Annotated in this window: 18 protein-coding genes, 2 tRNA genes and 3 rRNA genes; 6 read left to right on the top strand and 17 right to left on the bottom strand. The window is 64.2% G+C overall.

The window, feature by feature from the left end; genetic code table 11:
* Positions 1-20: 20 nt before the first annotated feature.
* Positions 21-1142 (bottom strand): FAD-dependent monooxygenase, encoded by a 1122-nt coding sequence (locus QM732_RS01640; RefSeq protein WP_415654472.1) that lies wholly within the window; start codon positions 1140-1142, stop codon positions 21-23.
* A 124-nt stretch (positions 1143-1266) separates the two neighbouring features.
* Between QM732_RS01640 and ychF the strand changes: the two genes are divergently transcribed.
* Positions 1267-2358: a redox-regulated ATPase YchF gene (gene ychF / locus QM732_RS01635; protein ID WP_415654471.1), complete on the top strand. Its 1092-nt coding sequence runs from the start codon at positions 1267-1269 to the stop codon at positions 2356-2358.
* Between the two features lie 382 nt (positions 2359-2740).
* Here ychF and rrf read toward each other — a convergent pair.
* From rrf to QM732_RS01580, 11 genes are all read right to left on the bottom strand, one after another.
* A 5S ribosomal RNA gene (rrf, locus tag QM732_RS01630) occupies positions 2741-2853 on the bottom strand.
* Between the two features lie 185 nt (positions 2854-3038).
* Positions 3039-5915, bottom strand: a 23S ribosomal RNA gene (locus QM732_RS01625).
* 307 nt (positions 5916-6222) lie between these two features.
* Positions 6223-6298 (bottom strand) — tRNA-Ala (locus QM732_RS01620).
* A gap of 14 nt (positions 6299-6312) precedes the next feature.
* Positions 6313-6389: transfer RNA gene (locus tag QM732_RS01615), tRNA-Ile, on the bottom strand.
* Between the two features lie 191 nt (positions 6390-6580).
* A 16S ribosomal RNA gene (locus tag QM732_RS01610) occupies positions 6581-8104 on the bottom strand.
* The 16S, 23S and 5S rRNA genes sit together here with 2 tRNA genes alongside, the layout of an rRNA operon.
* 725 nt (positions 8105-8829) lie before the next feature.
* A complete protein-coding gene (locus tag QM732_RS01605) occupies positions 8830-10341 on the bottom strand; it encodes a tripartite tricarboxylate transporter permease (RefSeq protein WP_415654470.1) in 1512 nt (503 codons plus the stop codon).
* Positions 10342-10350: 9 nt separating this feature from the next.
* The gene (locus tag QM732_RS01600) at positions 10351-10815 is read right to left on the bottom strand and encodes a tripartite tricarboxylate transporter TctB family protein (protein ID WP_415654469.1); all 465 of its coding nucleotides are present in this window, start codon (positions 10813-10815) and stop codon (positions 10351-10353) included.
* A 119-nt stretch (positions 10816-10934) separates the two neighbouring features.
* Positions 10935-12716 (bottom strand): GspE/PulE family protein, encoded by a 1782-nt coding sequence (locus tag QM732_RS01595; protein WP_415654468.1) that lies wholly within the window; start codon positions 12714-12716, stop codon positions 10935-10937.
* Between the two features lie 11 nt (positions 12717-12727).
* Positions 12728-13501 (bottom strand): spermidine synthase, encoded by a 774-nt coding sequence (locus QM732_RS01590; RefSeq protein ID WP_415654467.1) that lies wholly within the window; start codon positions 13499-13501, stop codon positions 12728-12730.
* Entirely contained in the window at positions 13498-14922 is a 1425-nt protein-coding gene (locus QM732_RS01585; RefSeq protein WP_415654466.1) for an amidohydrolase family protein, read from the bottom strand. The genes QM732_RS01590 and QM732_RS01585 overlap by 4 nt, the downstream gene beginning before the upstream one ends.
* A gap of 9 nt (positions 14923-14931) precedes the next feature.
* Entirely contained in the window at positions 14932-15489 is a 558-nt protein-coding gene (locus tag QM732_RS01580) for a DNA-deoxyinosine glycosylase (RefSeq protein ID WP_415654465.1), read from the bottom strand.
* Between the two features lie 15 nt (positions 15490-15504).
* Here QM732_RS01580 and QM732_RS01575 point away from each other — a divergent pair, with 15 nt between their 5' ends.
* The 3 genes from QM732_RS01575 to QM732_RS01565 are packed head-to-tail and all read left to right on the top strand — an operon-like array spanning position 15505 to position 17533.
* Positions 15505-16314 carry a mechanosensitive ion channel family protein gene (locus QM732_RS01575; protein WP_415659316.1) on the top strand — a complete coding sequence of 270 codons (810 nt, stop codon included), beginning with the start codon at positions 15505-15507 and terminating at the stop codon, positions 16312-16314.
* Positions 16315-16329: 15 nt separating this feature from the next.
* The gene (locus QM732_RS01570; protein WP_415654464.1) at positions 16330-17151 is read left to right on the top strand and encodes an MOSC domain-containing protein; all 822 of its coding nucleotides are present in this window, start codon (positions 16330-16332) and stop codon (positions 17149-17151) included.
* 16 nt (positions 17152-17167) lie between these two features.
* Entirely contained in the window at positions 17168-17533 is a 366-nt protein-coding gene (locus tag QM732_RS01565) for a hypothetical protein (RefSeq protein WP_415654463.1), read from the top strand.
* On the opposite strand, the gene QM732_RS01560 is transcribed toward QM732_RS01565, so the two are convergent.
* Genes QM732_RS01560 through QM732_RS01545 form a run of 4 tightly spaced genes read right to left on the bottom strand, consistent with a single transcriptional unit; the run spans position 17530 to position 21149 of the window.
* On the bottom strand, positions 17530-18348 hold the full coding sequence (locus QM732_RS01560) for a TatD family hydrolase (protein WP_415654462.1): 819 nt from the start codon (positions 18346-18348) through the stop codon (positions 17530-17532). The genes QM732_RS01565 and QM732_RS01560 overlap by 4 nt on opposite strands.
* Before the next feature lie 14 nt (positions 18349-18362).
* A complete protein-coding gene (gene purU, locus QM732_RS01555; protein ID WP_415654461.1) occupies positions 18363-19217 on the bottom strand; it encodes a formyltetrahydrofolate deformylase in 855 nt (284 codons plus the stop codon).
* A complete protein-coding gene (gene lolD / locus QM732_RS01550; protein ID WP_415654460.1) occupies positions 19214-19900 on the bottom strand; it encodes a lipoprotein-releasing ABC transporter ATP-binding protein LolD in 687 nt (228 codons plus the stop codon). The genes purU and lolD overlap by 4 nt, the downstream gene beginning before the upstream one ends.
* Positions 19893-21149 carry a lipoprotein-releasing ABC transporter permease subunit gene (locus QM732_RS01545; RefSeq protein ID WP_415654459.1) on the bottom strand — a complete coding sequence of 419 codons (1257 nt, stop codon included), beginning with the start codon at positions 21147-21149 and terminating at the stop codon, positions 19893-19895. The genes lolD and QM732_RS01545 overlap by 8 nt, the downstream gene beginning before the upstream one ends.
* Before the next feature lie 88 nt (positions 21150-21237).
* On the opposite strand from QM732_RS01545, the gene QM732_RS01540 reads away from it, so the two are divergent.
* The gene (locus QM732_RS01540) at positions 21238-21762 is read left to right on the top strand and encodes a SixA phosphatase family protein (RefSeq protein WP_415654458.1); all 525 of its coding nucleotides are present in this window, start codon (positions 21238-21240) and stop codon (positions 21760-21762) included.
* Between the two features lie 41 nt (positions 21763-21803).
* Positions 21804-22439 (top strand): hypothetical protein, encoded by a 636-nt coding sequence (locus QM732_RS01535; RefSeq protein ID WP_415654457.1) that lies wholly within the window; start codon positions 21804-21806, stop codon positions 22437-22439.
* Between the two features lie 9 nt (positions 22440-22448).
* On the opposite strand, the gene QM732_RS01530 is transcribed toward QM732_RS01535, so the two are convergent.
* Positions 22449-25319 (bottom strand): DUF3857 domain-containing protein, encoded by a 2871-nt coding sequence (locus tag QM732_RS01530; RefSeq protein WP_415654456.1) that lies wholly within the window; start codon positions 25317-25319, stop codon positions 22449-22451.
* Between the last annotated feature and the right edge of the window lie 13 nt (positions 25320-25332).

Here is a 25332-nt window from a genome sequence, read left to right as displayed (position 1 = left end):
ACAGTCTTCAGGGAAAGGGATCAGAGCCCGAGGGCACGCTGGGTCAGCCAGCGCTTGACGGGGGCGAGTTGGTTCAGCGCATCCAGCCCGCGATTGCGCAAGCCCTGCGCGGCAGGGGACGGATGGGCGAAAAGGCGCTGCAGCACGTCGGTCAGCTCGCCCATGGCGAGCGTCGGCGCGAGACGCGCGCGGGCATAGCGGCGCAACAACCGCTCGTCGCCCAGCGGCCGCCAGGGCTCGCGCGCGGCGATGACGCCGGCCAGCGCTGCCACATCGGCCAGACCCAGGTTGAGGCCCTGACCCGCCAGCGGATGCACAAGGTGGGCGGCGTCGCCCAGCAGCGCCCAACCGGGACCGCTGACGGCGCCAGCACGGGCCAGAGCCAACGGCCAGGTGGCACGCGGGCCGCCAAGCTTCAGGCTGCCGGCCGCACCCACAGTGGCCGCGTTCAGCTCGCGCTCGAAATCGGTCTCATCCATTCCCAGCAGCGCCTGGGCGCGTTCCTCAGCGCAGGACCAGACCAAGCCATAGGAGTGCCCCGGACTGGGTTTCTCGAAGGGCAGCAGGGCCAGCACTTCGCCGCCAGCACCAAACCATTGGCGGGCTACGCCCTGGTGGGGCAAGTCAGCCACCAGGCGCGTTGCCAGCGCACGATGACCGTAGGGCTTGGGCCGGAACTCGACGCCCAGAGCCTCACGCGCCGCGGATTCGCGGCCTTCGCACAACGCGGTCAGCGCGGCTGGCGTGTTTGCGTCGACATTGCGGACATGGGGCGAGAAACGCAGGGCCGCGGCGAGCTGGGCATCCAGCGCAGCGGCGTCGACGATGACCGCCAACTCGCGAACACCCTGCTGCCAGGCCGAAAAGCTGAGCCGCCCGGGAGGCTGTCCAAGGGCTGCATCGCCGCAGACCACCATGTCGTACACGGGGCAGACAGCGTCGGTGGGCAGGCCGTCCCAGACCTTCAGCTCCGTCAGCAACGCAACGGAGGCAGCGTTCAGCGCATAGGTGCGGACATCGTCCGCGCGAGCCATCTCGGGTGCCCCGGCCAGGCCAACCGACAGCCCCTGGGCCGCCAGGCTAAGTGCGAGGCTACTGCCCACCGCCCCCCGGCCCTTGACCAACACGTCCAAGCTTTGCATGTCGCGATTGTAGGCAGGGGGTATGGTCGTACGGCAGGCCAGGGCGTGCGAGGCACCGGCCGACTAAAATCATTCGCTTCGTCTCCGGCCCGCCGCCGGCGGCATCCCATCAGAAAGCCCCGCCATGAGCCTCAAATGCGGCATCGTGGGCCTGCCCAACGTCGGCAAGTCCACGCTCTTCAACGCCTTGACCAAAGCCGGCATCGCTGCCGAGAACTACCCCTTCTGCACGATCGAGCCCAATGTCGGCATCGTCGAGTTGCCTGATCCGCGCCTGGCCGCGCTGGCGGAGATCGTGAAGCCTGAGCGCGTCCTGCCCGCCGTCGTCGAGTTCGTCGACATCGCCGGCCTGGTGGCAGGTGCCAGCAAGGGCGAAGGCCTGGGCAACCAGTTCCTATCGCACATCCGCGAGACGGACGCCATCGTCAACGTGGTTCGCTGCTTCGAGGACCCTAACGTCATCCACGTGAATGGCCGTGTCGACCCCATCGCCGACATTGAGGTCATCCAGACCGAACTGTGCCTGGCCGACCTCGGCACCGTCGAGAAGAGCCTACACCGCTACAACAAGGTTGCCCGTGCCGGCGACAAGGAAGCCATTGCCCTCGTCAAGGTGCTGGAGAAGTGCCAGGCCGCGCTCGACCAGGCCAAGCCCGTGCGCACCATCGACTTCAGCAAGGAGGAACTCGCCATCCTCAAGCCTTTGTGCCTGATCACGGCCAAGCCGGCGATGTTCGTGGGCAACGTGTCGGAAGACGGCTTCGAGAACAACCCGTTCCTGGAGCGCCTGAAGGAATATGCGGCCGCCCAGAACGGCCCCGTCGTGGCCATCTGCGCGAAGACCGAGTCGGAGCTGTCCGAGATGGAGGACGAGGACCGCGCCATGTTCCTGGCCGAGATGGGCCAGGACGAACCCGGCCTGAACCGCCTGATTCGCGCGGCCTTCAAGCTGTTGGGCCTGCAGACCTACTTCACCGCCGGCGTGAAAGAAGTGCGCGCCTGGACCATCCGCATCGGCGACACCGGCCCTCAAGCCGCCGCGGTGATCCACACCGACTTCGAAAGGGGCTACATCCGCGCCCAGACCATCGCCTACGACGACTTCATCCAGTACCGTGGCGAGCAAGGCGCGAAGGATGCGGGCAAGATGCGCGCCGAAGGCAAGGAATACGTCGTCAAGGATGGCGACGTGCTGCACTTCCTGTTCAACGTCTGACCGATTTCAAGCGCAGGCTTGACCGTTCCCAAGAACCCGCCTCGGCGGGTTTTTTATCGTCGCAGCTCGACGCCCTGCGCGCCATCGTTGATCACCGCAACCATCGATTGAGAAGTTGCAGCCTGCGGGCTCGGAGCCTGCGCGCGCGCTGGTCCGTTTCGTACGCGACTCGCTGTCGGCACGGTAGTGGCCAGGGGCGGGCACGGCGAATTGCGCCTGCGAATTGCGCCTGCGAGTGCGCGGGGCCGGGTCGCAGGGGGCTGTGAGCAGGGGCTGTGAGCGGGGAGGCGGATAAGCGCAGGCTATCCGCGCCCCTAGATTTCGCCCGCAAAAAGCAAAACCCCCACCATCTTTCGATAGCGGGGGTTGGCTTGAATAAATAGCCTGACGATGACCTACTTTCACACGGGAATCCGCACTATCATCGGCGCTGACTCGTTTCACTGTCCTGTTCGGGATGGGAAGGAGTGGGACCAAGTCGCTATGGTCGTCAGGCTTGACTGGTTGGCTTATTGGCAGGGCCAATAAACCCAATTCGTAGAGTCAGCAGATTCGATCTGCACACAGCAATGACTTGCTGCGGAATCAGTATTTTGATTGCGTCTTCAGACTTCTGAAGAACAACATAACTTGAATACCCACCTTGATCTGCAATCCAGTTGATTGGCAGTCAAAGTTATAGGGTCAAGCCTCACGGGCAATTAGTACTGGTTAGCTTAACGCATTACTGCGCTTCCACACCCAGCCTATCAACGTCCTGGTCTCGAACGACCCTTCAGGGGGCTCAAGGCCCCGGCAAGACTCATCTTGAGACGAGTTTCCCGCTTAGATGCTTTCAGCGGTTATCTCTTCCGCACTTAGCTACTCGGCAATGCCACTGGCGTGACAACCGATACACCAGAGGTGCGTCCACTCCGGTCCTCTCGTACTAGGAGCAGGCTCTCTCAATCTTGCAGCGCCCACGGAAGATAGGGACCAAACTGTCTCACGACGTTTTAAACCCAGCTCACGTACCTCTTTAAATGGCGAACAGCCATACCCTTGGGACCGGCTACAGCCCCAGGATGAGATGAGCCGACATCGAGGTGCCAAACACCGCCGTCGATATGAACTCTTGGGCGGTATCAGCCTGTTATCCCCAGAGTACCTTTTATCCGTTGAGCGATGGCCCTTCCATACAGAACCACCGGATCACTTTGTCCTACTTTCGTACCTGCTCGACTTGTCAGTCTCGCAGTCAAGCACGCTTATGCCAATGCACTATCGTCACGATTTCCGACCGTAACTAGCGTACCTTCGAACTCCTCCGTTACACTTTAGGAGGAGACCGCCCCAGTCAAACTGCCCACCATACACTGTCCCCAACCCGGATCACGGGCCAAGGTTAGAACCTCAAACACACCAGGGTGGTATTTCAACGTTGGCTCCATAAGATCTAGCGACCTTACTTCAAAGCCTCCCACCTATCCTACACAGATCTGTTCAAAGTCCAATGTAAAGCTACAGTAAAGGTTCATGGGGTCTTTCCGTCTTTCCGCGGGGAGATTGCATCATCACAAACATTTCAACTTCGCTGAGTCTCTGGAGGAGACAGTGTGGCCATCATTACTCCATTCGTGCAGGTCGGAACTTACCCGACAAGGAATTTCGCTACCTTAGGACCGTTATAGTTACGGCCGCCGTTTACTGGGACTTCAGTCAAGAGCTTGCACCCCATCATTTAATCTTCCAGCACCGGGCAGGAGTCACACCCTATACGTCGACTTTCGTCTTTGCAGAGTGCTGTGTTTTTAATAAACAGTTGCAGCCACCGATTCTCTGCGGCCTCATTGGGCTCCCCAAGTAAATGGTTCACCTACTAAAGGCACACCTTCTTCCGAAGTTACGGTGTCAATTTGCCGAGTTCCTTCTCCAGAGTTCTCTCAAGCGCCTTAGAATACTCATCTCGCGCACCAGTGTCGGTTTGCGGTACGGTCGTTGCAAGCTGAAGCTTAGTGGCTTTTCCTGGAAGCAGGGTATCACTCACTTCGGAGGCAAGCCTCCTCGTTATCACGCCTCATCTAAGCTCTCCGGATTTGCCTAAAGAGCACGACTACACGCTTGAACCGGGACATCCAACACCCGGCTGAGCTAACCTTCTCCGTCCCCACATCGCACTTGCAATCGGTACAGGAATATTGACCTGTTTCCCATCAGCTACGCATCTCTGCCTCGCCTTAGGGGCCGACTCACCCTACGCCGATGAACGTTGCGTAGGAAACCTTGCGCTTTCGGCGAGGGGGCTTTTCACCCCCTTTAACGCTACTCATGTCAGCATTCGCACTTCTGATACCTCCAGCAGGCTTCACAACCCACCTTCACAGGCTTACAGAACGCTCTCCTACCACGCATATTGCTATGCATCCGCAGCTTCGGTAACTGGCTTAGCCCCGTTACATCTTCCGCGCAGGACGACTCGATCAGTGAGCTATTACGCTTTCTTTAAATGATGGCTGCTTCTAAGCCAACATCCTGACTGTTTTAGCCTTCCCACTTCGTTTCCCACTTAGCCAATTTTAGGGACCTTAGCTGGCGGTCTGGGTTGTTTCCCTCTTGAGTCCGGACGTTAGCACCCGGTGCTCTGTCTCCCAAGCTGTACTCTGCGGTATTCGGAGTTTGCATAGGTTTGGTAAGTCGCCATGACCCCCTAGCCTAAACAGTGCTCTACCCCCGCAGGTAATACTTGAGGCACTACCTAAATAGTTTTCGGAGAGAACCAGCTATTTCCAAGTTTGTTTAGCCTTTCACCCCTATCCACAGCTCATCCGCTAGTTTTGCAACACTAGTCGGTTCGGACCTCCAGCACCTGTTACGGTACCTTCATCCTGGCCATGGATAGATCACTTGGTTTCGGGTCTACACCCAGCGACTATTCGCCCTATTCGGACTCGATTTCTCTACGGCTTCCCTATTCGGTTAACCTCGCCACTGAATGTAAGTCGCTGACCCATTATACAAAAGGTACGCAGTCACCCTTGCGGGCTCCTACTTTTTGTATGCATGCGGTTTCAGGATCTATTTCACTCCCCTCCCGGGGTTCTTTTCGCCTTTCCCTCACGGTACTTGTTCACTATCGGTCGATTACGAGTATTTAGCCTTGGAGGATGGTCCCCCCATATTCAGACAGGATTTCACGTGTCCCGCCCTACTCTATTCGCGCCTAGTTCCACAATCTACATTTCTCATACGGGGCTATCACCCGCTTTGGCCGGACTTTCCATTCCGTTCTGATATGCAAACTGCTAAAACGCGAGGGCTACTCCGATTTCGCTCGCCACTACTTTCGGAATCTCGGTTGATGTCTTTTCCTCGAGCTACTGAGATGTTTCAGTTCACCCGGTTCGCCACAATGACCTATGTATTCAGTCAGAGTTACTCCTCGCGGAGTGGGTTTCCCCATTCGGAAATCTCCGGATCAAAGCTAATTTGCCAGCTCCCCGAAGCTTATCGCAGGCTATCACGTCCTTCGTCGCCTGTAATCGCCAAGGCATCCACCACATGCACTTAGTCACTTGACCCTATAACTTTGACAGCGCTGACTGCACTGTCGTCAAGGACTCAATCCAGATCCTCAGATCCAGACTGTTTTTGAGTATTCACGCGTTACGCCGTTCTTCATCTAAACAATTTCTTGCTCAGTTGAAGTCTATGTTTGACGCAATCAAAATGTCGTTAGCGGCACGGTGCGCCCTTACGACGCTTTCCGCTAACAACGCTGATTCGACTCTACAAATTGTTAAAGAACAACAGCCGATCTTTCGATCTTTCGCTGGTAAACCTCAGCAAACTGCATTCGCTGAGGTTTACCAACCATTTGAGTGAAACTGGTGGAGGATGACGGGATCGAACCGACGACCCCCTGCTTGCAAAGCAGGTGCTCTCCCAGCTGAGCTAATCCCCCGGGTTCGTTTACCGTGGTGGGTCTGGCTGGATTCGAACCAGCGACCCCCGCCTTATCAAGACGGTGCTCTAACCGACTGAGCTACAGACCCACGCGAAACGTTTGCGTTAGCTCTGTCTCATCGCCAGGCTGTCGAGGCCAGCTCCACAGGCTCACGCGATTCACTCACTGTTGTATGACAGCCGATAAGTGTGGGCGCTTAAAGCAAAGTGCTTGAGCTTTCGCTCTTTAGTGATCTTGCTCTGCCTATACCTAAGTATCGACGAGGCGCGATCTATCTAGAAAGGAGGTGATCCAGCCGCACCTTCCGATACGGCTACCTTGTTACGACTTCACCCCAGTCACGAACCCTGCCGTGGTAATCGCCCTCCTTGCGGTTAGGCTAACTACTTCTGGCAGAACCCGCTCCCATGGTGTGACGGGCGGTGTGTACAAGACCCGGGAACGTATTCACCGCGGCAAGCTGATCCGCGATTACTAGCGATTCCGACTTCACGCAGTCGAGTTGCAGACTACGATCCGGACTACGACCGGGTTTCTGGGATTAGCTCCCCCTCGCGGGTTGGCAGCCCTCTGTCCCGGCCATTGTATGACGTGTGTAGCCCTACCCATAAGGGCCATGATGACCTGACGTCATCCCCACCTTCCTCCGGTTTGTCACCGGCAGTCTCATTAGAGTGCCCTTTCGTAGCAACTAATGACAAGGGTTGCGCTCGTTGCGGGACTTAACCCAACATCTCACGACACGAGCTGACGACGGCCATGCAGCACCTGTGTTCTGGCTCTCTTTCGAGCACTCCCAAATCTCTTCAGGATTCCAGACATGTCAAGGGTAGGTAAGGTTTTTCGCGTTGCATCGAATTAAACCACATCATCCACCGCTTGTGCGGGTCCCCGTCAATTCCTTTGAGTTTCAACCTTGCGGCCGTACTCCCCAGGCGGTCAACTTCACGCGTTAGCTTCGTTACTGAGAAGAAACCCTCCCAACAACCAGTTGACATCGTTTAGGGCGTGGACTACCAGGGTATCTAATCCTGTTTGCTCCCCACGCTTTCGTGCATGAGCGTCAGTACAGGTCCAGGGGATTGCCTTCGCCATCGGTGTTCCTCCGCATATCTACGCATTTCACTGCTACACGCGGAATTCCATCCCCCTCTACCGTACTCTAGCTATGCAGTCACAAATGCAGTTCCCAGGTTGAGCCCGGGGATTTCACATCTGTCTTGCATAACCGCCTGCGCACGCTTTACGCCCAGTAATTCCGATTAACGCTTGCACCCTACGTATTACCGCGGCTGCTGGCACGTAGTTAGCCGGTGCTTATTCTTCAGGTACCGTCATGAGTCCCAGGTATTAGCCAGAACCTTTTCTTCCCTGACAAAAGCGGTTTACAACCCGAAGGCCTTCTTCCCGCACGCGGCATGGCTGGATCAGGCTTGCGCCCATTGTCCAAAATTCCCCACTGCTGCCTCCCGTAGGAGTCTGGGCCGTGTCTCAGTCCCAGTGTGGCTGGTCGTCCTCTCAGACCAGCTACAGATCGTTGGCTTGGTGAGCCTTTACCCCACCAACTACCTAATCTGATATCGGCCGCTCCAATCGCGCGAGGTCTTGCGATCCCCCGCTTTCACCCTCAGGTCGTATGCGGTATTAGCTGCTCTTTCGAGCAGTTATCCCCCACGACTGGGCACGTTCCGATATATTACTCACCCGTTCGCCACTCGTCAGCTTAACCTGTTACCGTTCGACTTGCATGTGTAAGGCATGCCGCCAGCGTTCAATCTGAGCCAGGATCAAACTCTACAGTTCGATCTTGAATTTACTCAACGGAATCGAACAAAGACTATTTGCATAGCTTCATTCTCTTTCCGTGAGCGTTTAAAGTCCGAAGGACCGTCATCAGTCACCTGACAACACCACTTCACTTCAAACGCCCACGCTTATCGGCTGTGAATTCTTAAAGAACATCGCAATCAACTTTCGTTAACTGCGTCGCTGACATCGTTTTGTTGTCAGCAGCAAAGAAGCGAGATTCTAATCTGCTTTTTGCTTCGTCGTCAAGTATTTTTGAAAATTTATTTTCTCAATACTCAGCAACTTCGCTTTCCCTCACCACCTTCAAACTATTCGCTTTCGCGTTTTGTTCGTCAGCAGCAAAGAGGCGAGATTTTGATCTGCTTTCGCAGCATCGTCAAGCACTTTTTGAAGATTTCTTTTCAGACCCCTTCAGCACCCGACAAGCTCTCCAGCTCGCCCCAGACCTTTCGGCCCAGCTTCCCCAACCACTCCACCGCTAACTGCCGTTCCCGACAAGCGCTGCGTTGTGATCAGCGAAGCCCGCTACTGTAGCACAGGAATTTACCTAGGTACAAGCCCTTGTCGAAATTCGAGGAGAAATTTGGGTCGCGCCTCCGTGGCACGACCAGGGCTGGGGTTCCATCTATATAGAAGTGGCAGCAAGGATTGAACTTGCAACCCCTTCTCCGGGAGTCAGGCCCGGGTGTCTTCAGCCTCCAGGCTGGCCCCTCCCGGGATCAGCCCTCTTCCTGGAAAGCCTCTTCTCGCTTGCTCTTGATGGACGGCAGCATCACCACCACGATCATCAGCGCAGCTGCGATCAGCAGGCCAGCTGACAACGGACGGGTCAGGAAGGTGCTCCAGTCGCCTCGCGCGAGCAGCAATGCCCTGCGCAGGTTCTCTTCCATCATCGGCCCGAGGATGAAGCCCAGCAGCAGCGGCGCCGGCTCACAGCTCAGCTTGTAGAACACATAGCCCAGCAGCGCGAAGCCAGCCGTCAGGTAGACATCGAAGCTGTTGTTGTTCAGCGAGTAGGTACCGATGCAGCAGAAGACGACGATGGCCGGGAACAGGAAACGGTAGGGCACCGTCAGCAGCTTGATCCAGATGCCGATGAGCGGCAGGTTCAGCACGATGAGCATCAGATTGCCGATCCACATCGACGCGATCAGGCCCCAGAAAAGCTCGGGATTGCTTGTCATGACCTGCGGGCCGGGCTGGATGCCCTTGATGGTCATCGCCCCGACCATCAGCGCCATCACCGCATTGGGCGGGATGCCCAGCGTCAGCATGGGAATGAACGACGTCTGAGCCCCTGCGTTGTTGGCGCTCTCGGGGCCCGCCACGCCCTGGATCGCACCTTTGCCAAAGGGGACGCGGGGATTGCGGGCGACCTTCTTCTCCAGGGTGTAGGCCGCGAAGGACGCCAGTAGCGCCCCGCCGCCCGGCAACACGCCGAGCACCGAACCCAGGGCCGTGCCGCGCATGACCGAGGGCCAGGCCTCCTTGAAGTCTTCCCGCGTCGGCCAGAGGCCCTTGACCTCTTTGGTGAAGACCTCGCGATGCTCCTCGGGCTGCCCCAGGTTGGCGATGATCTCGCCGAACCCGAACACGCCCATGGCGATCACGACGAAGCCAATGCCGTCCGTCAGCTCGGGAATATCAAAAGAGAAGCGCGCCGTGCCCGTGATGACATCGGTGTTGATCTGGCCTAGCAGCAGCCCCAGCACGATCATCGCGATTGCCTTGATCAACGAGCCCGACGCCAGTACCACAGCCCCCACCAGGCCCAGCACCATCAGCGAGAAATACTCGGCCGAACCGAATTTGAAGGCCAGTTCGGTCAGCGGCGGCGCGAAGGCCGCAATGATGATGGTGCCGACGCAGCCCGCGAAGAAGCTGCCCAGGCCGGCTGCCGCAAGCGCAGCGCCCGCACGGCCACGCCGTGCCATCTGGTAGCCATCGATGGCGGTCACCACCGAACTCGATTCGCCGGGCACGTTGATCAGGATCGCCGTCGTCGAGCCGCCGTACTGGGCCCCGTAATAGATGCCTGCCAGCATGATGAGCGCCGGTGTCGCGTCCAGCGTATAGATGGACGGCAGCAGCATCGCTATGGTCGCGACAGGCCCGAGCCCAGGCAACACGCCGATCAGCGTGCCGAGCACCGCCCCAAAGAATGCATAGAGCAGGTTCTGCAGGCTCAACGCCGTCTGGAACCCGAGACCGAGGTTGTTCAGCAAGTCCATGTCGCGCCCTCAGCCGCCGATGTAGATGGGCCAGAGCGGAATCGTCAGCTTCAGGCCCACGATGAACAGGGCCCAGCTACCGACTGTCAGCACGATGCTGGTGACAAACACGTCGCGCCAGCGGAACTGGTCCCCCGCGAGCGACGACAGCACGATGAGCAGCGGCAACGTGCAGGCCAGCCCAAGGCGCGGCAGAGCTACCCCGAACACGACGATGGCGGCGACGATGACGAGCAGCGGCCGCCACGCGATGGCACCCACGGGGTCCCCCCCTTCAGACTCCAGCGTTAGCGCCTTGAACAGCACCAGCCCGCCCAGCAGCGCCAGCAGGATGCCCAACCCGAAAGGGAAGTAGCCCGGCCCGGGTCGTGCGGAGGTGCCGAAGGAGTACTCGGTCGCGCCCCATGCGAACGCAATGCCCGCCACCAGGAACATCAGCCCGGACCAGAAGTCCCGCTGGCTTTTGATCTTCATCGTCTGTCGCCTCCGGCGCGCCGGAGGCTGCGCTGTATGTTGGCGGCGATTCTGGCAGTGGGTCCCCGGCGGACCGCCTGTGGATTACACGTAAGGCCCGCATACGCGCCGGGCCGTGCTCAGCCCTCCCAGGCCGGCGTGCTGCGAAGCACTTCCTCCACCGTCGTGACGCCCTCGGCCACCTTCATCGCACCAGCCAGGCGCAGCGGGCGCAGGCCTTCCTGCATGGCTTGGCGGCGCAACGCCGTCAGGTCGGCCATTGCGCCTTTGACACCTTCGCTCACTGTCAGCAACTCATAGAGACCCGCGCGGCCACGGAAACCGGTATTGCGGCACTCCAGGCAGCCCACCGGCTTGTAGGGCTTTACGCCGCCGCCCAGCCTCCAATGGCGCACCAGCTCGTTTAGACTCTCGCGCGTGACGACGGGATCGGGCTGCTTGCAATGCGGGCACAGCGTGCGCACCAGACGCTGGGCCAGCACGCCGATGACGGTGGCACTGATCAGATAGGTCGGCACGCCAAGGTCCTGCAGCCGCGTGATGGCCGAGACCGAGTCGTTGGTGTGCAGTGTGCTGAAGACGAGGTGCCCGGTCAGCGCGGCCTGGATGGCCATCTCGGCGGTCTCGAGGTCACGGATCTCGCCCACCATGATGATGTCGGGGTCCTGCCGCATCAGCGCGCGCAGGCCCTCGGCGAAGCCGAAGTCCAGCACGTTCTGCACCTGGGTCTGGTTGAAGGCCGGCTCGATCATCTCGATGGGGTCTTCGATGGTGCAGACGTTGACCTCGTCGGTCGCCAGCCGCTTCAGCGTGGAGTAGAGCGTGGTCGTCTTGCCGCTGCCGGTCGGGCCGGTCACGAGGATGATGCCGTGGGGCTGCTTGACCAGCGACTCCCAGCGGTCCGAGTCGTGCTGACCAAAGCCCAGCGACGACAGATCCTTGACCGCGGTATCGGGGTCGAAGATGCGCATGACCATCTTCTCGCCGAAGGCAGTGGGCAGCGTGGACAGACGCATCTCCACCTCGTCGCCAGCCGGATTGCGCGTCTTGATGCGGCCGTCCAGCGGGCGGCGTTTCTCGACCACATCCATGCGCCCCAGCAGCTTGATTCGCGACGTCATCGCGCTCATCACCGTGGGCGGCAGCTGGTAGACCGTGTGCAGAACGCCGTCGATGCGGAAGCGGATGACGCCCATCTCGCGGCGCGGCTCCAGGTGGATGTCCGAGGCGCGCTGGTCGAAAGCGTACTGCCACAGCCAGTCCACCACCTGCACCACGCCTTGGTCGTTGGCGTCCAGCTGCTTGTTGGAACGCCCCAGCTCCACGAGCTGCTCAAAGCTCGCCACCTGGCTCTGCTCGCCGGCCTTGGCCGCGGCGCGCACCGAGCGCGCCAGCGTGAAGAACTCGGTCGTGTAGCGCGCGATGTCCAGCGGATTGGCGACGACCAGCTTGATGGGCTTGCGCACATGCGACTCGATCTGCGCGACCCAACTGGTCTCGAAGGGTTCCGACGTCGCGATGGTCACGTCGTTCATGCCGAACTGCACCGGCAGGCATCGCTTGGCTTCCGCATAGCCGATCGACATCACGTCGCCGACGCGGCCCACGTCTACCTTCAACGGATCGATGCGCAGATAGGGCAGCTTGGCACGCACGGCCAGCCATTCGGACAGCGCCTCCACGTCCAGCGGCTTGCCGGTGGACAACCGCACCAGGCTTGCGTGCCCCAGGCGCACCAAAGGGTGCAGCGAGCTGTCGCCGGCGGCGAAGCGCTGCTCGGTGCGCTGCACCTGCGGTTCGTCGATGAGCCCGTCCTCCAGCAGCCAGTGAAGCAACTGGCGCCAGTCCAGGCGGCCCTCGGTCTTGGAGGCAGGGGCCGAGGGCTTGGGCTTGGTCGACATCGAGGCGGGTCTCAGAGGGCGTTGAGGATGCTCATCGGCAGCGGCCTGACAAGCCTGAGCCACTTGCGGGCCGGCAGCTTGAAGCGCGATTCAATGTTAGCCGCGCGCTGCTCCAGTACGTCGCGGTGCGGCACCTGCACGCCGCGCGCCGCGACGACAACGGTGTTGCCCTCCTTGGTAGGCGCAAGGCTCCAGACCTGGTCCGACCCGAAGGCACGGGCGATGCGCAGCGCGCTGCGCGCGAAGCTGGCACTGCGGCCGAACAGGTTGACCGTCATCAACCCGCCATCGGCCAGCACGCCACGGCAGGCAGCGTAGAAGTCCTCGTCGTCCAGCACCGGCGCTGCGGCGTCGTGGTCATAGAGGTCCACATTGAGCACGTCCACCGTCTGCAGATTGGCCTCGTCCATCACCCAGCGCGCCGCGTCCTCGTTGAGAACCTCCAGCCGGGCGTCGTTGGCCGGCAGGCGGAACCACTGCCGGCAGGCTGCGATGACCTCGGGGTTGATCTCGACTGCAGTGGTCTTCATCTTCAGCAGGCCATGGCAGAAACGCGTCAGCGCCGCTGCCCCCAGCCCCAACTGCACGGCATGGCCTTCACCCACCTCAGCAGGGTCGCGCCACAGCATCCAAGCGCACATGCGTTGGATGTACTCCAGCTCCAGCTGGTCGGGCTTGCGGATGCGCATGGCGCCCTGCACCCAGATTGAATCCAGGTGCAGGAAGCGCACGCCATCGAACTCGCTCAGCGTGGCCGGCCCCCAAGCCTGCGGCTTGGCCCTCATTGCGCGGCCACCCAGTCGCGTACCTCGGCCAGCATCGCGTCGAGCTTCCTGCGGTCCAGCAGCCGCCCCTGCGTGACGACAGCGTCGATCTGGCGCGTGGCGCCGATGTCCTCAAGTGGATTGGCCTTCAGCACGACGATGTCCGCCACCTTGCCCTCGGCCAGCGCGCCGTAGCCATCCAGCTTTCCGAGGAAGCGCGGGCCGGCCACCACGGCCGAGCGCAGCGCCTGCACCGGTGTCAGGCCCGAGCGCACGTAGACGGCCATCTCATCGTGCAAAGCCTGGCCGGGATAGTCGAAGCTGTTCAGGAAACCCGCGTCAGTGCCGGCAACGATCTCCACGCCAGCCTCGGCCAGCAGTGGCAGCAGCCGCGCCGTCTTTTCGTAGCTGGCGTGGCGATAGGCAATGGCGTCAGGCCCGTCCAACGCCGCGCGCTTGACGCGCCATTCATAGGTCTGGCGCAGCTTGGGGCCGATGTACTTCAGATAGTCGTCGTTGGCGTGATCGTCCTGGTCCAGGTAGGCGGTAATGCGGATGACCGACAGCGTCGGCACGACGGCCGTGCCACGCGCGGCCAGGCGCTTGAAGGCGGCACGGGCCGTGCCCTCGTCGAAGCTGGCCAGACTCTGCTCGGCGGCCGAGCGCGCCGTGAGGGTGCCGGCGGCCACCTGGGCCGTCAGCTCGGCCTCCTTGGGCGTGGCGGCGCGCAGCAGGTAGTTCAGGTGTTCCAGCGTGCCCAGCCCGGCCTCGGCAGCCTGGTCCAGCGTCACGGCGCCATGCAGGTGGGCCGAGCTGGGCAGGCCGCGCGCCTTGGCCTGGCGCAGCGCGTCGAGGTAAACGTCGGCGCGCATGGTGTTTTCGGTGATCTTGACGAAGTCCGCGTGGTCGTGGCGCAGCTTGTCCAGCGCCTGGCCTACCTCCTGCGGCGTGCCCACTTCCTGCGTGCCCTTCCACAGCGGCTTGTAGCCCTCTAGCTTGGCGCCGGAGGCGAATATGGTCGGGCCCAACAGCTTCCTGGCGGCGATCTCGTCGCGCCACTGCAGCACGGTATCGCTGAGGTCGCCGGCACAGTCGCGCACAGTGGTGATGCCATGCGCAAGGTAGAGCGGCAGCAGGTGGCGGTTCTCTTCGATCAGGGCTTCGCCGCCGCCGAAGTGGACGTGGCTGTCCCACAGTCCCGGAATCAGGTAGCGGCCCTTCAGGCTCAGCGTGCGCTTGGCCTTGTACTGCTGAAGCTGCTTCGCATCGACAACGGCCAGGATACGGTCGCCACGCGTAACAACGGCCTGGCCGGTCACGAGGCGGCCTGCGGCCACGTCGACGAGTGTGGCATCGCGCAGGATCAGGTCAGCAGGGACAGCGGGCGCGGCAGCGACGCAGCCCGCCCATGCCGCCATAGCGGCCATGAACAGTCTTTTCATGAATGCATCCTAGGCCAGATACGGTGCCAACCCGGTCCGCCAGGCAGCGATCTTGTCGGCCAGGCTCAAGCCAGCATGCGCCGGACTCGTGGACGGCAGGCGCAGCACCGGCAGGCCAGGCTCGCCCAACGCCAGAAGCGTCTGCTTGTGGGCCAGCGCGCCGTTGCACGCGATGGCACGCAACTTCGGCAAGCGGGCAACAAGCGCGGCCAGGTCGCTGGGTTCGGCGGCCTCTATGGCTGTGTCCAGGCTGCCCTCGCGACGGCAGGCAGCCACGGCGTCCCACAGCGCGACGTGATGTCGCCGCAGCGCGTCCAGCCGCTCGGCGTAGGGCAGCGCCGCCAGCCCGGAATGCTCCAGCAGCGCCCCCATCAGTGGCCAGAAGGCGTTGCGCGGGTGGGCGTAGTACTGCGCCGCCTGCAGAGAAGCCATGCCAGGGAAGCTGCCCAGCACCAGCAGCCGGGCCTGCCCGTCGAACAGGGGTGCCAGGCCGCGCAGCCGCGCGGGCTTGGGGTTTACGGGATTGGCACCCGTGGCGCCGGATTGAGAGGATGTGGGGGTCTTCAAAGGGAGCGACGAATGATGAACACGGAAGCCATCTGGCAGTTTCTCAGCACCCAGGGGGTTGATTTCGGCCTCAAGGTGCTAGCCGCCATCGCCGCCTGGGTCGTGGGTCGCTGGCTGATCTCGCTGGCGCTGCGCATCTTCACGGCGGCGCTGGCGCGCGGCCAGCGCATCGACTCCACGCTGGCCGCCTATCTGCGCTCCATCCTCAGCGTGTTGCTCAATGTCGTCCTCATCCTCGCGATCCTGGACATCTTCGGCGTCAAGACCACCTCCTTCGCCGCGCTGCTGGCCGGCGCCGGCCTGGCCATCGGCACGGCCTGGGGCGGATTGCTGACGCACTTCGCGGCCGGCGTCTTCATGCAGGTGCTGCGGCCGTTCAAGGTGGGTGATTTCGTTCAGGCCGGCGGCGTGACTGGCACGGTGGCCGAGATAGGCCTCTTCGGCACCACCATCACCACGCCCGACAACGTGCAGACCATCGTCGGCAACAACACCATCTTCAGCGGCGCCATCCAGAATTTCTCAACTCTGCCCCATCGTCGCGTGGACTGCCTTGCCAAGGTCGCCAACAGCGTGGACCCGCTGGACGCCATCGCGCGACTGCGACCCGCCATCGCCGCCATCCCCAACGTGATGACGCAGCCGCCGCCCGACATCGAGATCCTGCAGTTCACCCCCGAAGGCCCACTGCTGTGCGTGCGTCCCTACTGCCATACCGACCACTACTGGCAGGTCTACTTCGACGTGCACAAGGCCGTGGTCGCGACCTTCGGCGCAGCCGGCTATCCGGTGCCCGAAACGCCCATCGCGCCGCGCAACCGCTGACATGCCGGCGGTCCCGTGGCCGACCTCGTCGCACGCATCGCCGCGCTGTGGCGCTACCCGGTCAAGTCCTGCGCCGGCGAACCGGTGGAACGGCTGGAGCTGGACGCCGACGGCCGGCCCGAGGGTGACCGCGGCTGGGGCATCGTCGACGCCGCCGGGGAACTGACCTGGATGGGCGCCCAGCCGCGCCTGGCCCTCGTCTGCGCCCGGCTCGCGGATGATGGCCTGGAGCTCCAGGCCCAAGGCCGCGTGCTGGGCGTGACTGCCACCGCTGGCGAGGCGATCGAGATCCGCGCATGGAACGGCGAGCACCAGGGCTTCGACACCTTGCAGGGCTGGGATGCCGGCGATGACGCGGCCGCGCTGCTGCGTGCAACGACCGGCGAACGCCTGCGCCTGGTGCGCCTGAGCACGGAAGCCCGGCGAAGCCTGGCTCCGAATGCGCTGCATCTCGTCGGCGACGGCTCGTTGCGCGCCTGGCGCGAGGCCCTGGCGCAACCGCTGAACCGGCCCGCCGAACGCACCCGCGCCAACCTGCTTCTACACGCGGAAGACGGCGGCGAGCTGCCTCCCTTCATCGAGGACATTCTCATTGAGGCCCGCATCGTGGGCGGGCCGACGCTACGCCGCACTTCGCCCTGCGTGCGCTGCGTGGTGCCTACCGTCGACCCAGCCAGCGGCAAGCCCCAGCCGCCGGCCCTTGACGCGCTGATCCGGCTCAGCGCCGAGCGAGCGCCCGGTGCAGCGGTGCAGTTCGGTATCTATGCCAGCGGCAGCGGCGCCGGCCGGCTCGACGTGGGCGATCGCGTTGAGCTAACATTGAATTTTAGCGGATAGAAGGCGCGGCCCCTCGGTGAAGAACGCTCTCTTGCTTCCGGCCCTCATGGCGGCGCTGGCCTGCCAGGCCGCCGAACCCGACGTCGCCACGGCCGCTCCCGTCGCCAGCTCGGCTTCCGAACCTGTCGGCCCGCCCAAGGGCCGCTGTCCGCCTCCGCGCTTCGACAAGTTGAGGAAGATGCCCGTCGGCGACTTCGACTTCGTCGTCCGTTTCCTGGTCAAGGCCGATGGCACCATCGAGAACACCCGCGTGGAGGGGGGCCTGGCATCCCGGGACGCCAGGCGCGCCGCTCGCGACGTGCTGGACGGCCTGCGCTGCCGGCCGGCGGAGACCGACGAGGAATACGTGTTGAAGCTCAACACCCGGATGGGCAACTACTAGGAGCTGCTGGCCAGCCGCGGCAATGCGGCGCGTGCGTTGGCAGCCGTCATGGCGGCGGTCTTCTCCAGCGTCCAGCCGCGCAGCCCGGCCAGGCTCAGCGCGATCCGCGGCAACTCGGCCGATTCGTTGCGGGCCTGGCCCGGCGCAGCCTCCCGCTCAGCCGCCGTCTTGTAGAGCCACTGAGGCGGGATGTCCGGCGCGTCGGTCTCCATGACCAGTGCCGTCTCGGGCACGCTGGCCGCGATGCGACGGATCTGCAGCGAGCGCTCGAAGGTCAGCGTTCCGCCGAAGCCCAGCTTGAAGCCCAGCTCGATGAAGGCATTGGCCTGCTGCTCGCTGCCGTTGAAGGCATGGGCGATTCCGCCGTGGGGGAAGCCGACACGGCGCAGGCCAGCCAGCAACTGGTCAGCGCTCTTGCGTACGTGCAGCAGCACCGGCAGGCCAGCACGCTTGGCGAGCTTGAGCTGCTCGACGTAGAAATGCTGCTGGATGTCGGGGCGGATGCCCTCGACGAAATAGTCCAGCCCGATCTCGCCGACGGCCACCAACCGCGGGTCGATCCGGTGGGTTTCCAGTGCCTCGGCCAAGACGTCGAGATCACCTGCCCCGGCCCGCATCACGTACAGCGGATGGATGCCCAGCGCGTATGCGAAGCCGTGCTGGATGGCGAGCAGCCGCACCGTGTCGAAATTGGCCGCGGCAACGGCGGGGATGACGATGTGCGCAACGCCCGCCGCCCGGGCGCGCGCGACGACGGCGTCACGGTCCGCGTCGAACTCGGCCGCGTCAAGGTGGCAGTGGGTGTCGATCCACATGCCCTCGTTGTAGCTCAGCGGAAGACGACCGTGCGGTTGCCGTTCAGCAGCACCCGATGTTCGGCATGCCACTGAATGGCCCGGGCCAGCGCCACGCACTCCATGTCACGGCCTATGCCCACCAACTGCTCGGGCGGCATGCTGTGGTCGATGCGCGCGACTTCCTGCTCGATGATGGGACCTTCGTCGAGGTCACTGGTCACGTAGTGGGCCGTCGCGCCGATCAGCTTCACACCGCGCTCGTAGGCCTGATGGTAGGGCTTGGCGCCCTTGAAGCTGGGCAGGAAGCTGTGGTGGATGTTGATGGCCTTGCCAGACAGATCGCGGCACAGCTCCGGCGACAGTATCTGCATGTAGCGGGCCAGCACAACGAGATCGATCCTGTTCTCCGCCACCACTTCGCGGATCTTGGCCTCCTGGGCCGCCTTCTGCGCCGGCGTGCCACCCAGCAGCGGGAAGTGGTGGAAGGGAATGTTGTGCGAGGCCGCGAGCTGGTAGAAGTCGCGGTGGTTGGACACGATGGCCGGAATCTCGATGGGCAGGTGCCCGGTCTGCACGCGGAACAGCAGATCGTTCAGGCAGTGGCCCAGCTTGGACACAAGCAGCAGCACGCGCGTCTTGCGGGCGCGCGCCACCAGCTCCCAGTCCATGCCGAACTCCTGGGCCAGCGGCTGGAAGGCGGCCTGCAGCGCAGACTCCTCGGCCTGGGCCTCGAACTCGATGCGCATGAAAAAGCGCGCATGGTCCGCATCGCCGTGCTGGTGGGAGGTGATGATGTTGCCGCCCTGCTGCAGCAGCACGCCGGTGACGGCGTGCACGATGCCGGCGCGGTCGGGGCAGGAGAGCTTGAGGACGAAACTCGGATTCATGCGAAGGTCGTTTGGAATTGCCCGGCCACCAGGCGCAGCTGCCGGTTGCAGCGTGCCGCCAGGTCGCGGTCATGGGTGACGAGGACGAAGGCCGTACCGAGCTCGCGGGCCCGCTCCAGCATCAGCTCGAAGACGGCCGCAGCGGTGTCTCGGTCGAGGTTGCCGGTGGGTTCGTCGGCCAGCACACAGGCCGGGCGCGTGACCAGCGCTCGCGCGATGGCCACGCGCTGCCGCTCCCCGCCCGACAGCTCGGCCGGCCGATGCTGCACGCGGTCCTTCAGCCCGACGCGGGCCAGCATCTCTGCGGCAGCGGCCCGTGCCTGGGCCTGCGGCTGGCGGCGGATACGCAGCGGCATCGCGACGTTGTCCAGCGCGCTGAATTCCGGCAGCAGATGGTGGAACTGGTAGACGAAGCCCAGGTGCTGGTTGCGCCAGCGGCCGCGCTCGGCCTCGTCCATGGTGGCAAACGGTCGCCCCATCAGAGTGACGGCGCCAGAGGTCGGCGCATCCAGCCCGCCAAGAAGGTGCAGCAGCGTGCTCTTGCCAGACCCGGAGGCGCCGACGATGGCCAGTGTCTCGCCGCGCGCGACGCTCAGGTCCACGCCCTTGAGCACCGACACATCCAGGCCGCCCTCCTCGAAGCGACGGGTCAGGCCCGAGGCCTGGAGCAGGAACTCATTCATAGCGCAGCGCCTCCGCCGGCTGCACGCGGCTGGCGCGCCAGCTCGGGTAGAGCGTGGCGAGGAAGGACAGGGTCAGCGACACGAGGGCAATGGGGATGATGTCACCCTGCTGCGGATCGCTGGGCATCTGGCTAATGACGTAGATGCTGCCAGGCAGGAAGCTGACGTTGAGCAACCGCTCGATGGTGGGCACGATGACGTCGATGTTGCAGGCCACCAGCAGGCCCAGACCCACGCCCGACAGCGTGCCGATGACGCCGGCCACGGCGCCCTGCACGATGAACACGCCCATGATGGAGCGCGGGCTGGCGCCCAGCGTACGCAGGATGGCGATGTCGCTTTGCTTGTCGGTCACCGTCATCACCAGCGTGGAGACGAGGTTGAAGGCCGCGACCGCGACGATCAGCGTCAGGATGATGCTCATCAGGCGCTTCTCGATCTGCACGGCGTCGAACCAGTTGGCGTTGGAGCGGGTCCAGTCGCGCACGAGGATGTCCGGCCCCATGACCTGCCCCAGCTCTGCCGCGACACGGCGGGCCTCATGCACGTCGCGCAGCTTGAGTTGTACGCCGGTGGGCCCACCGGTACGGAACAGCTTGGCCGCATCGTCCACATGCATTAGTGCCAGGCCCGAGTCGTACTCGTAGTGGCCGGCACTGAAGGTGCCTACGACGTTGAAGCTCTTCAGCCGCGGCACGACGCCGGCCGGCGTGACCTGGCCACCAGGCGCGACGACGGTGATCTTGTCGCCCTCGCGCACGCCCAGCTGACGCGCCAGCTCCGCGCCCAGCACGATGTTCCAGGCGCCTGGCTGCAACTGGGCGAAGGCGCCGTCCTTGAGCTGGGCGCCCAGCGCCGTGACCGTGGCCTCTTCGGCCGGCGAAATGCCGCGCAGCACGGCACCTCGCATGTCTTCGCCACGGGCAATCAGCCCCTGGCTGGCGATGAAGGGCGCCGCGCCGATGACTTCGGGATTCAGTCGCGCCTTGGCGGCGGTGGCCTGCCAATCCGGCAGGGCCTGACCGGCATAGTCCAGCAGCTCGACGTGGGCGATGACGTTGAGCATGCGGTCACGCACCTCGCGCTGGAAGCCGTTCATCACCGACAGCACGATGATGAGCGCCGCCACGCCCAGCGCGATGCCCAGGATGGACGCGCCGGAAATGAAGCTGATGAAGCGGTTGCGCCGCCCGCCGCGCCCGGCGCGCGTGTAGCGCCAGCCGACCTGGAGTTCAAACGGCAGCGGCATGGGACGGTGCAAAGACGTACGGCATGGGGCCGGGATGGTAACTGGCGAGGCGCCATGACAATGGGTCAGGCCCTTGCTTGAAACTGCAATGAACGCTTTACTCGCCTCGATCCTCGCCGCCGCACTGGCCCTGCCCGCCCACGCCATGCCCGACCTCGTCATCCTCGTACGCCATGCCGAGCGCGCCGCCGAGCCGGCGGCCGATCCCGCTCTATCGCCCGAAGGTGAGCAGCGCGCCAGGGCGCTGGCCCAGGCACTGGCCGGCACCCGGGTCGACGCCATCCTGACGACACAGTTCCGCCGCACCCGCGACACCGCGGCACCGCTTGCCCAGGCGCTGGGCCTGCAGCCCCTGGCCATCGAGGCCAGGCGCGGTGGCGCGGCCAGTCATGTGCAGGCGGTGGCCGAGGCCGTGCGCGCGCAGACTGGCACTGTCCTCGTGGTGGGCCACAGCAACACGGTGCCGGCCATCCTTGCCGCACTGGGCGGGCCGCAACTGCCCGAGATCTGCGAGACCAGCTTCAACCACATCTTCTTGCTGCGCCCCGGTGCCGGCTGGATGCAGCTGAGCTATGGCGCACCCAGCGCCCCGCCATCGGCGGGCTGCCTCTGACCCGCTCCACAATCGACGCACAAACATCCCTGGGAGACTCCATGCGACGACTCCTTTGCAGCCTGGCCCTGGCCGGCGCCGCCAAGGCCGCCAGCGCCCAGGGCGGGCTCATGGCCGGCCTGTCCCGCTGCGATGCCGGCTTCTTCCAGTTGCTGGCGGAGCAGACGCAGGCCTTGCGACCCCAGGGTGAGGTCCGGCCCCGTGCCGCAGCGGCCACCTTCATCGTGCCCAGCCTGACCCAGGAGGGGCAGCGGCGACTGATGTTCGGGCAGCCGTTGCAGCTGCACGGCCTCACGGTGGTGGGCTATCTGGACGAGCTGACGCCCATCCCGGGCGGCGTCGACGTGTCCTGGGGCTTCCTGGTACGCGGCAAGCCGGCCGACATCGCTGCGGCGCTCAAGGGCATCATCTGGGACGGGCGGCGCCTGCGCCACGAGGCCGAGGGCGACTACTTCGTGCGCTCCGAGATCTGGCGCCACGAGCAGCCCGCGGCCGGCTGGGCCAAGGAAGCCACGGTGAACGGCCCGCCCAAGCGCGCCACCGTGGAGCGCGTCTTCATGATCGAAGCCTACGAGGACGAGCCTGGCCTCGCACGTGCAGCCTGCTCGCTGCAGGGCGATGTCACGCGCGAGATGCTGCTGCAGCTGCGCCCCGACTTCCCGATCGACGCGAAGTAGGAGTCGGCCTCAGGGTGCCAGTCCCCGCTTCAGTTCCCACTGCGCCAGCGTGAATTCGCGGTAGGGCACCGCCTGCGTGGCCACCGTGCGCTCGAACCAGGGCAAGGCCTCCCCGCGGCGCCCCTGGGCAGCGAGTTGCTGGCCAATGAAGAAATAGGCTTCGGCCAGGCGCAGCCTCTCGGTCTCCGGCTTCTCGCGGGCGAGCTTGAGCAGCGCGTCACGGCCCAGACTGCCGCCCAGGTAGCGCAGCAGCGCGCCGCTCCACTTGCCGATGTCCGCCGTGGCGAGGTCATCGGCAATGGCGGCCTTGCCACGCCCACCCTGGTGCTCGGCGGCGAGGTACAGCCACAGCAGCATGAACTGGCGCGCCTCGCCACTGGCATTGGCGGCGCCGTCGCGCAGTGCCGACTCGGCGCGGGCATAGTCACCCAGCATGTAGTGGACCGTACCCAGCCAACTGCCGCCGGCATTGCCAAGCCGGGCCTGCTGGCTGAACGCGGCCAGGGCATCGGCCGGGCGGGCCAGGCCCACCAGAGCCACACCCCTGGCCTCCAGCGCCGCCTGGGCCTCCTCGCCCTCGGGTTCAATGACCAGCACACGGTCGGCGTCCTCCAGCGCGCGGTCGAAGTCGCCGAGCTGGTTGTTGGCCTGCGCCCGTTCGGCCAGTGCCCGCGCCGCCAGCCGGCCCTTGGGGTCGGCCTCGGCCAGCACCTGGCTGTTGGCCAGGCGGACGAACTCATTGGTCTGCACCAGCTGCCACAACGCATCGGGCCGGGCGCCGCTGCGGAACCTGAGCAGACGGCGGTCAACGTCGGCGAAAGAGCCTTCCATCGCCTTGAGGTCCAGCAGGCTCAGGCGCAGCCGCTGCGCGCCCAGCATCTGCCGGGCACGGCCCACACGCTCCCGATAGCCGTCCATGTCGGCCGGCAGCACCTCATCGGCCTTGCGCTCCACGCGGCTGACGAACTGCACCGTCGACCCGCTGAGCTCGACGCGGCTGGAGAAAGAGAAATGCTTGTCAGCCAGTTGTTGCGGTGCCGGCGTCGGCGACGCGATGGCCCGCGGCCCCTTGACGCTGACGCGCAGCTCGGCCATGCGGGTCGGGTCCAGCATGAAGGGATAGCGGCGGCGCGCCTCGGGCGGCAACTGCAGCGCATCGATCAGCTCGGCGGCCGGAAGCTCAAGCTCCAGCGCGCCGCGCTGGTAGCGGCCCATGCCGGGATGCTCGAAGTGCAGCTTCAGCTCCCACTGGTTGGTCTCGCGGTCGTCGACCACCTCGGGCTGGCCCACGCCAACGAGACCGGGTAGCAACCGCACATAGGCGCCAGCGATGGACTCGGCCAGGCGTTCCTGGCCGACCGTGGCAAGGTTGGAGCGCCAACGCTCGGCGGCCAGGCCGGAGGCCTTGAAGGAGGTGTCCAGCCGGGGCGACCGGGCGAGCTGGCTGAAGTCCCAGTCCTGGCGGAAGGACAGCGCATCCTGCGCGAAGTCCGGAGGCACGACGGGCTGCGGCCCCGCCTCGCCCTGGCCCACGACCAGGGCCGCGCCATAGCGGTAGTAGCCGCGTGTCTCCAGCGAATAGCCCTGCCCGTTCATCGTGGGGTCGAGGAAGTAGACGGCGTCGCCGATCTGCACGCGACTGATGACGTGGTCGAACTGGTCGTGCGAGGGCAGATAGTTGGCGATGCCACGGTTGCGCGCAACGGACACCAGGGCCGGCCGGGCGTCGAAGCCCATCGCGATGAGCAGGGTGTTGAGCAGCAGCGTCTTGTCCTTGCAGTCGCCCAGGCGTTCGGCCAGAGTGCGCCCTGCGGGCTTGGGCCGGTGCGAGCTCTCGCCCAAGGAGGCTGAGAAATAGCGCACCTCGTCCTGCACGAAGCGCAGCACGGCCGCCACCTGCTGTTGGGGCGTGCCGCCCTGGGCCTTGAACTCGGCAGCTTTCTCGGTGATGCTGGCCGGCATCGCCTCGACGGTGAAGAGGCGTTGCGCCCACTGGTCCAGCTCCGCCCAACTCGCATACTCGCTGACATGCAGCGCTGGGTAGACCTTGAACCAGGGCGGCGTGGCCGCCTCCTCCGGCACGGCCGGCACGCGCTCGCGCTGCACGCGGATGACCTGGCGGCCGCCCTCGTCGAAGCGCTCGGGCACGAGGTCGGTGGCGATGGCCTTCACCGCCAGCCGGCGCTCAGGGGGTGCCTCGATGCGCAGGTGCAAGCGCTCGACCGGCGCATCAGCCGCCAGTTGCATCAGCGCCGAGTAGCGGCCCTCGAAGATGGGGTTCTCGCCCTCAAGCGTGTAGGCCAGGTCGACGACGTCGCCGACTCGCACGTCGCTGAGAACCACCAGCGCCGTGCGCACGCCGTCGATCATCTGGCGCTCCAGTTGCTGCTCGCGGCGCATCAGCTCGATACGAGCGTCCTTGAGCCGGTCAAGGCGCTGGCCAGCTCGGATGACAGCCAACTGGTGGATGACGAGTTGCTGGTAGGCGGGGTTGAAGCTGATCTGCGGCTCAGAGACATCGCGCAGCGTTGACGTATCCAGCGCCTCCCGCTGCAGATGCACATAGGCGGCCGTGGCTGACCGGGATGCCAGCTGCACCTGGATGTCCACCAGTGGCTCGCGGCGCGCCTTGGCGCCCGGCGCGATGGGGCGGGCCTCGGCGGGCGGCGCCGGCGGCAGTGCCTTGACCCAGGCCGGCGCCGGGCCGAAGCGGTAGCCGGTGCCGGCGGGAACGGCAGGGTGGGCGGGCGGCGCCGCAGATTTGGCCGCCGCAGGCTTGACCGCAGGCTTCGGGGGAAGCTTGGGCACCGACGGAGGCTGCGCCGGCGCAGCGCCAATGGACAGAGCCAGCGCCAGGGCCGGCCAGAATTTCAAGCGCATCCATGTCCTCCCG

The sequence above is a fragment of the Roseateles sp. genome (assembly GCF_047654805.1).
GTDB lineage: Bacteria > Pseudomonadota > Gammaproteobacteria > Burkholderiales > Burkholderiaceae_C > Pelomonas.
This window is presented reverse-complemented; position numbering and strand designations above follow the sequence as displayed.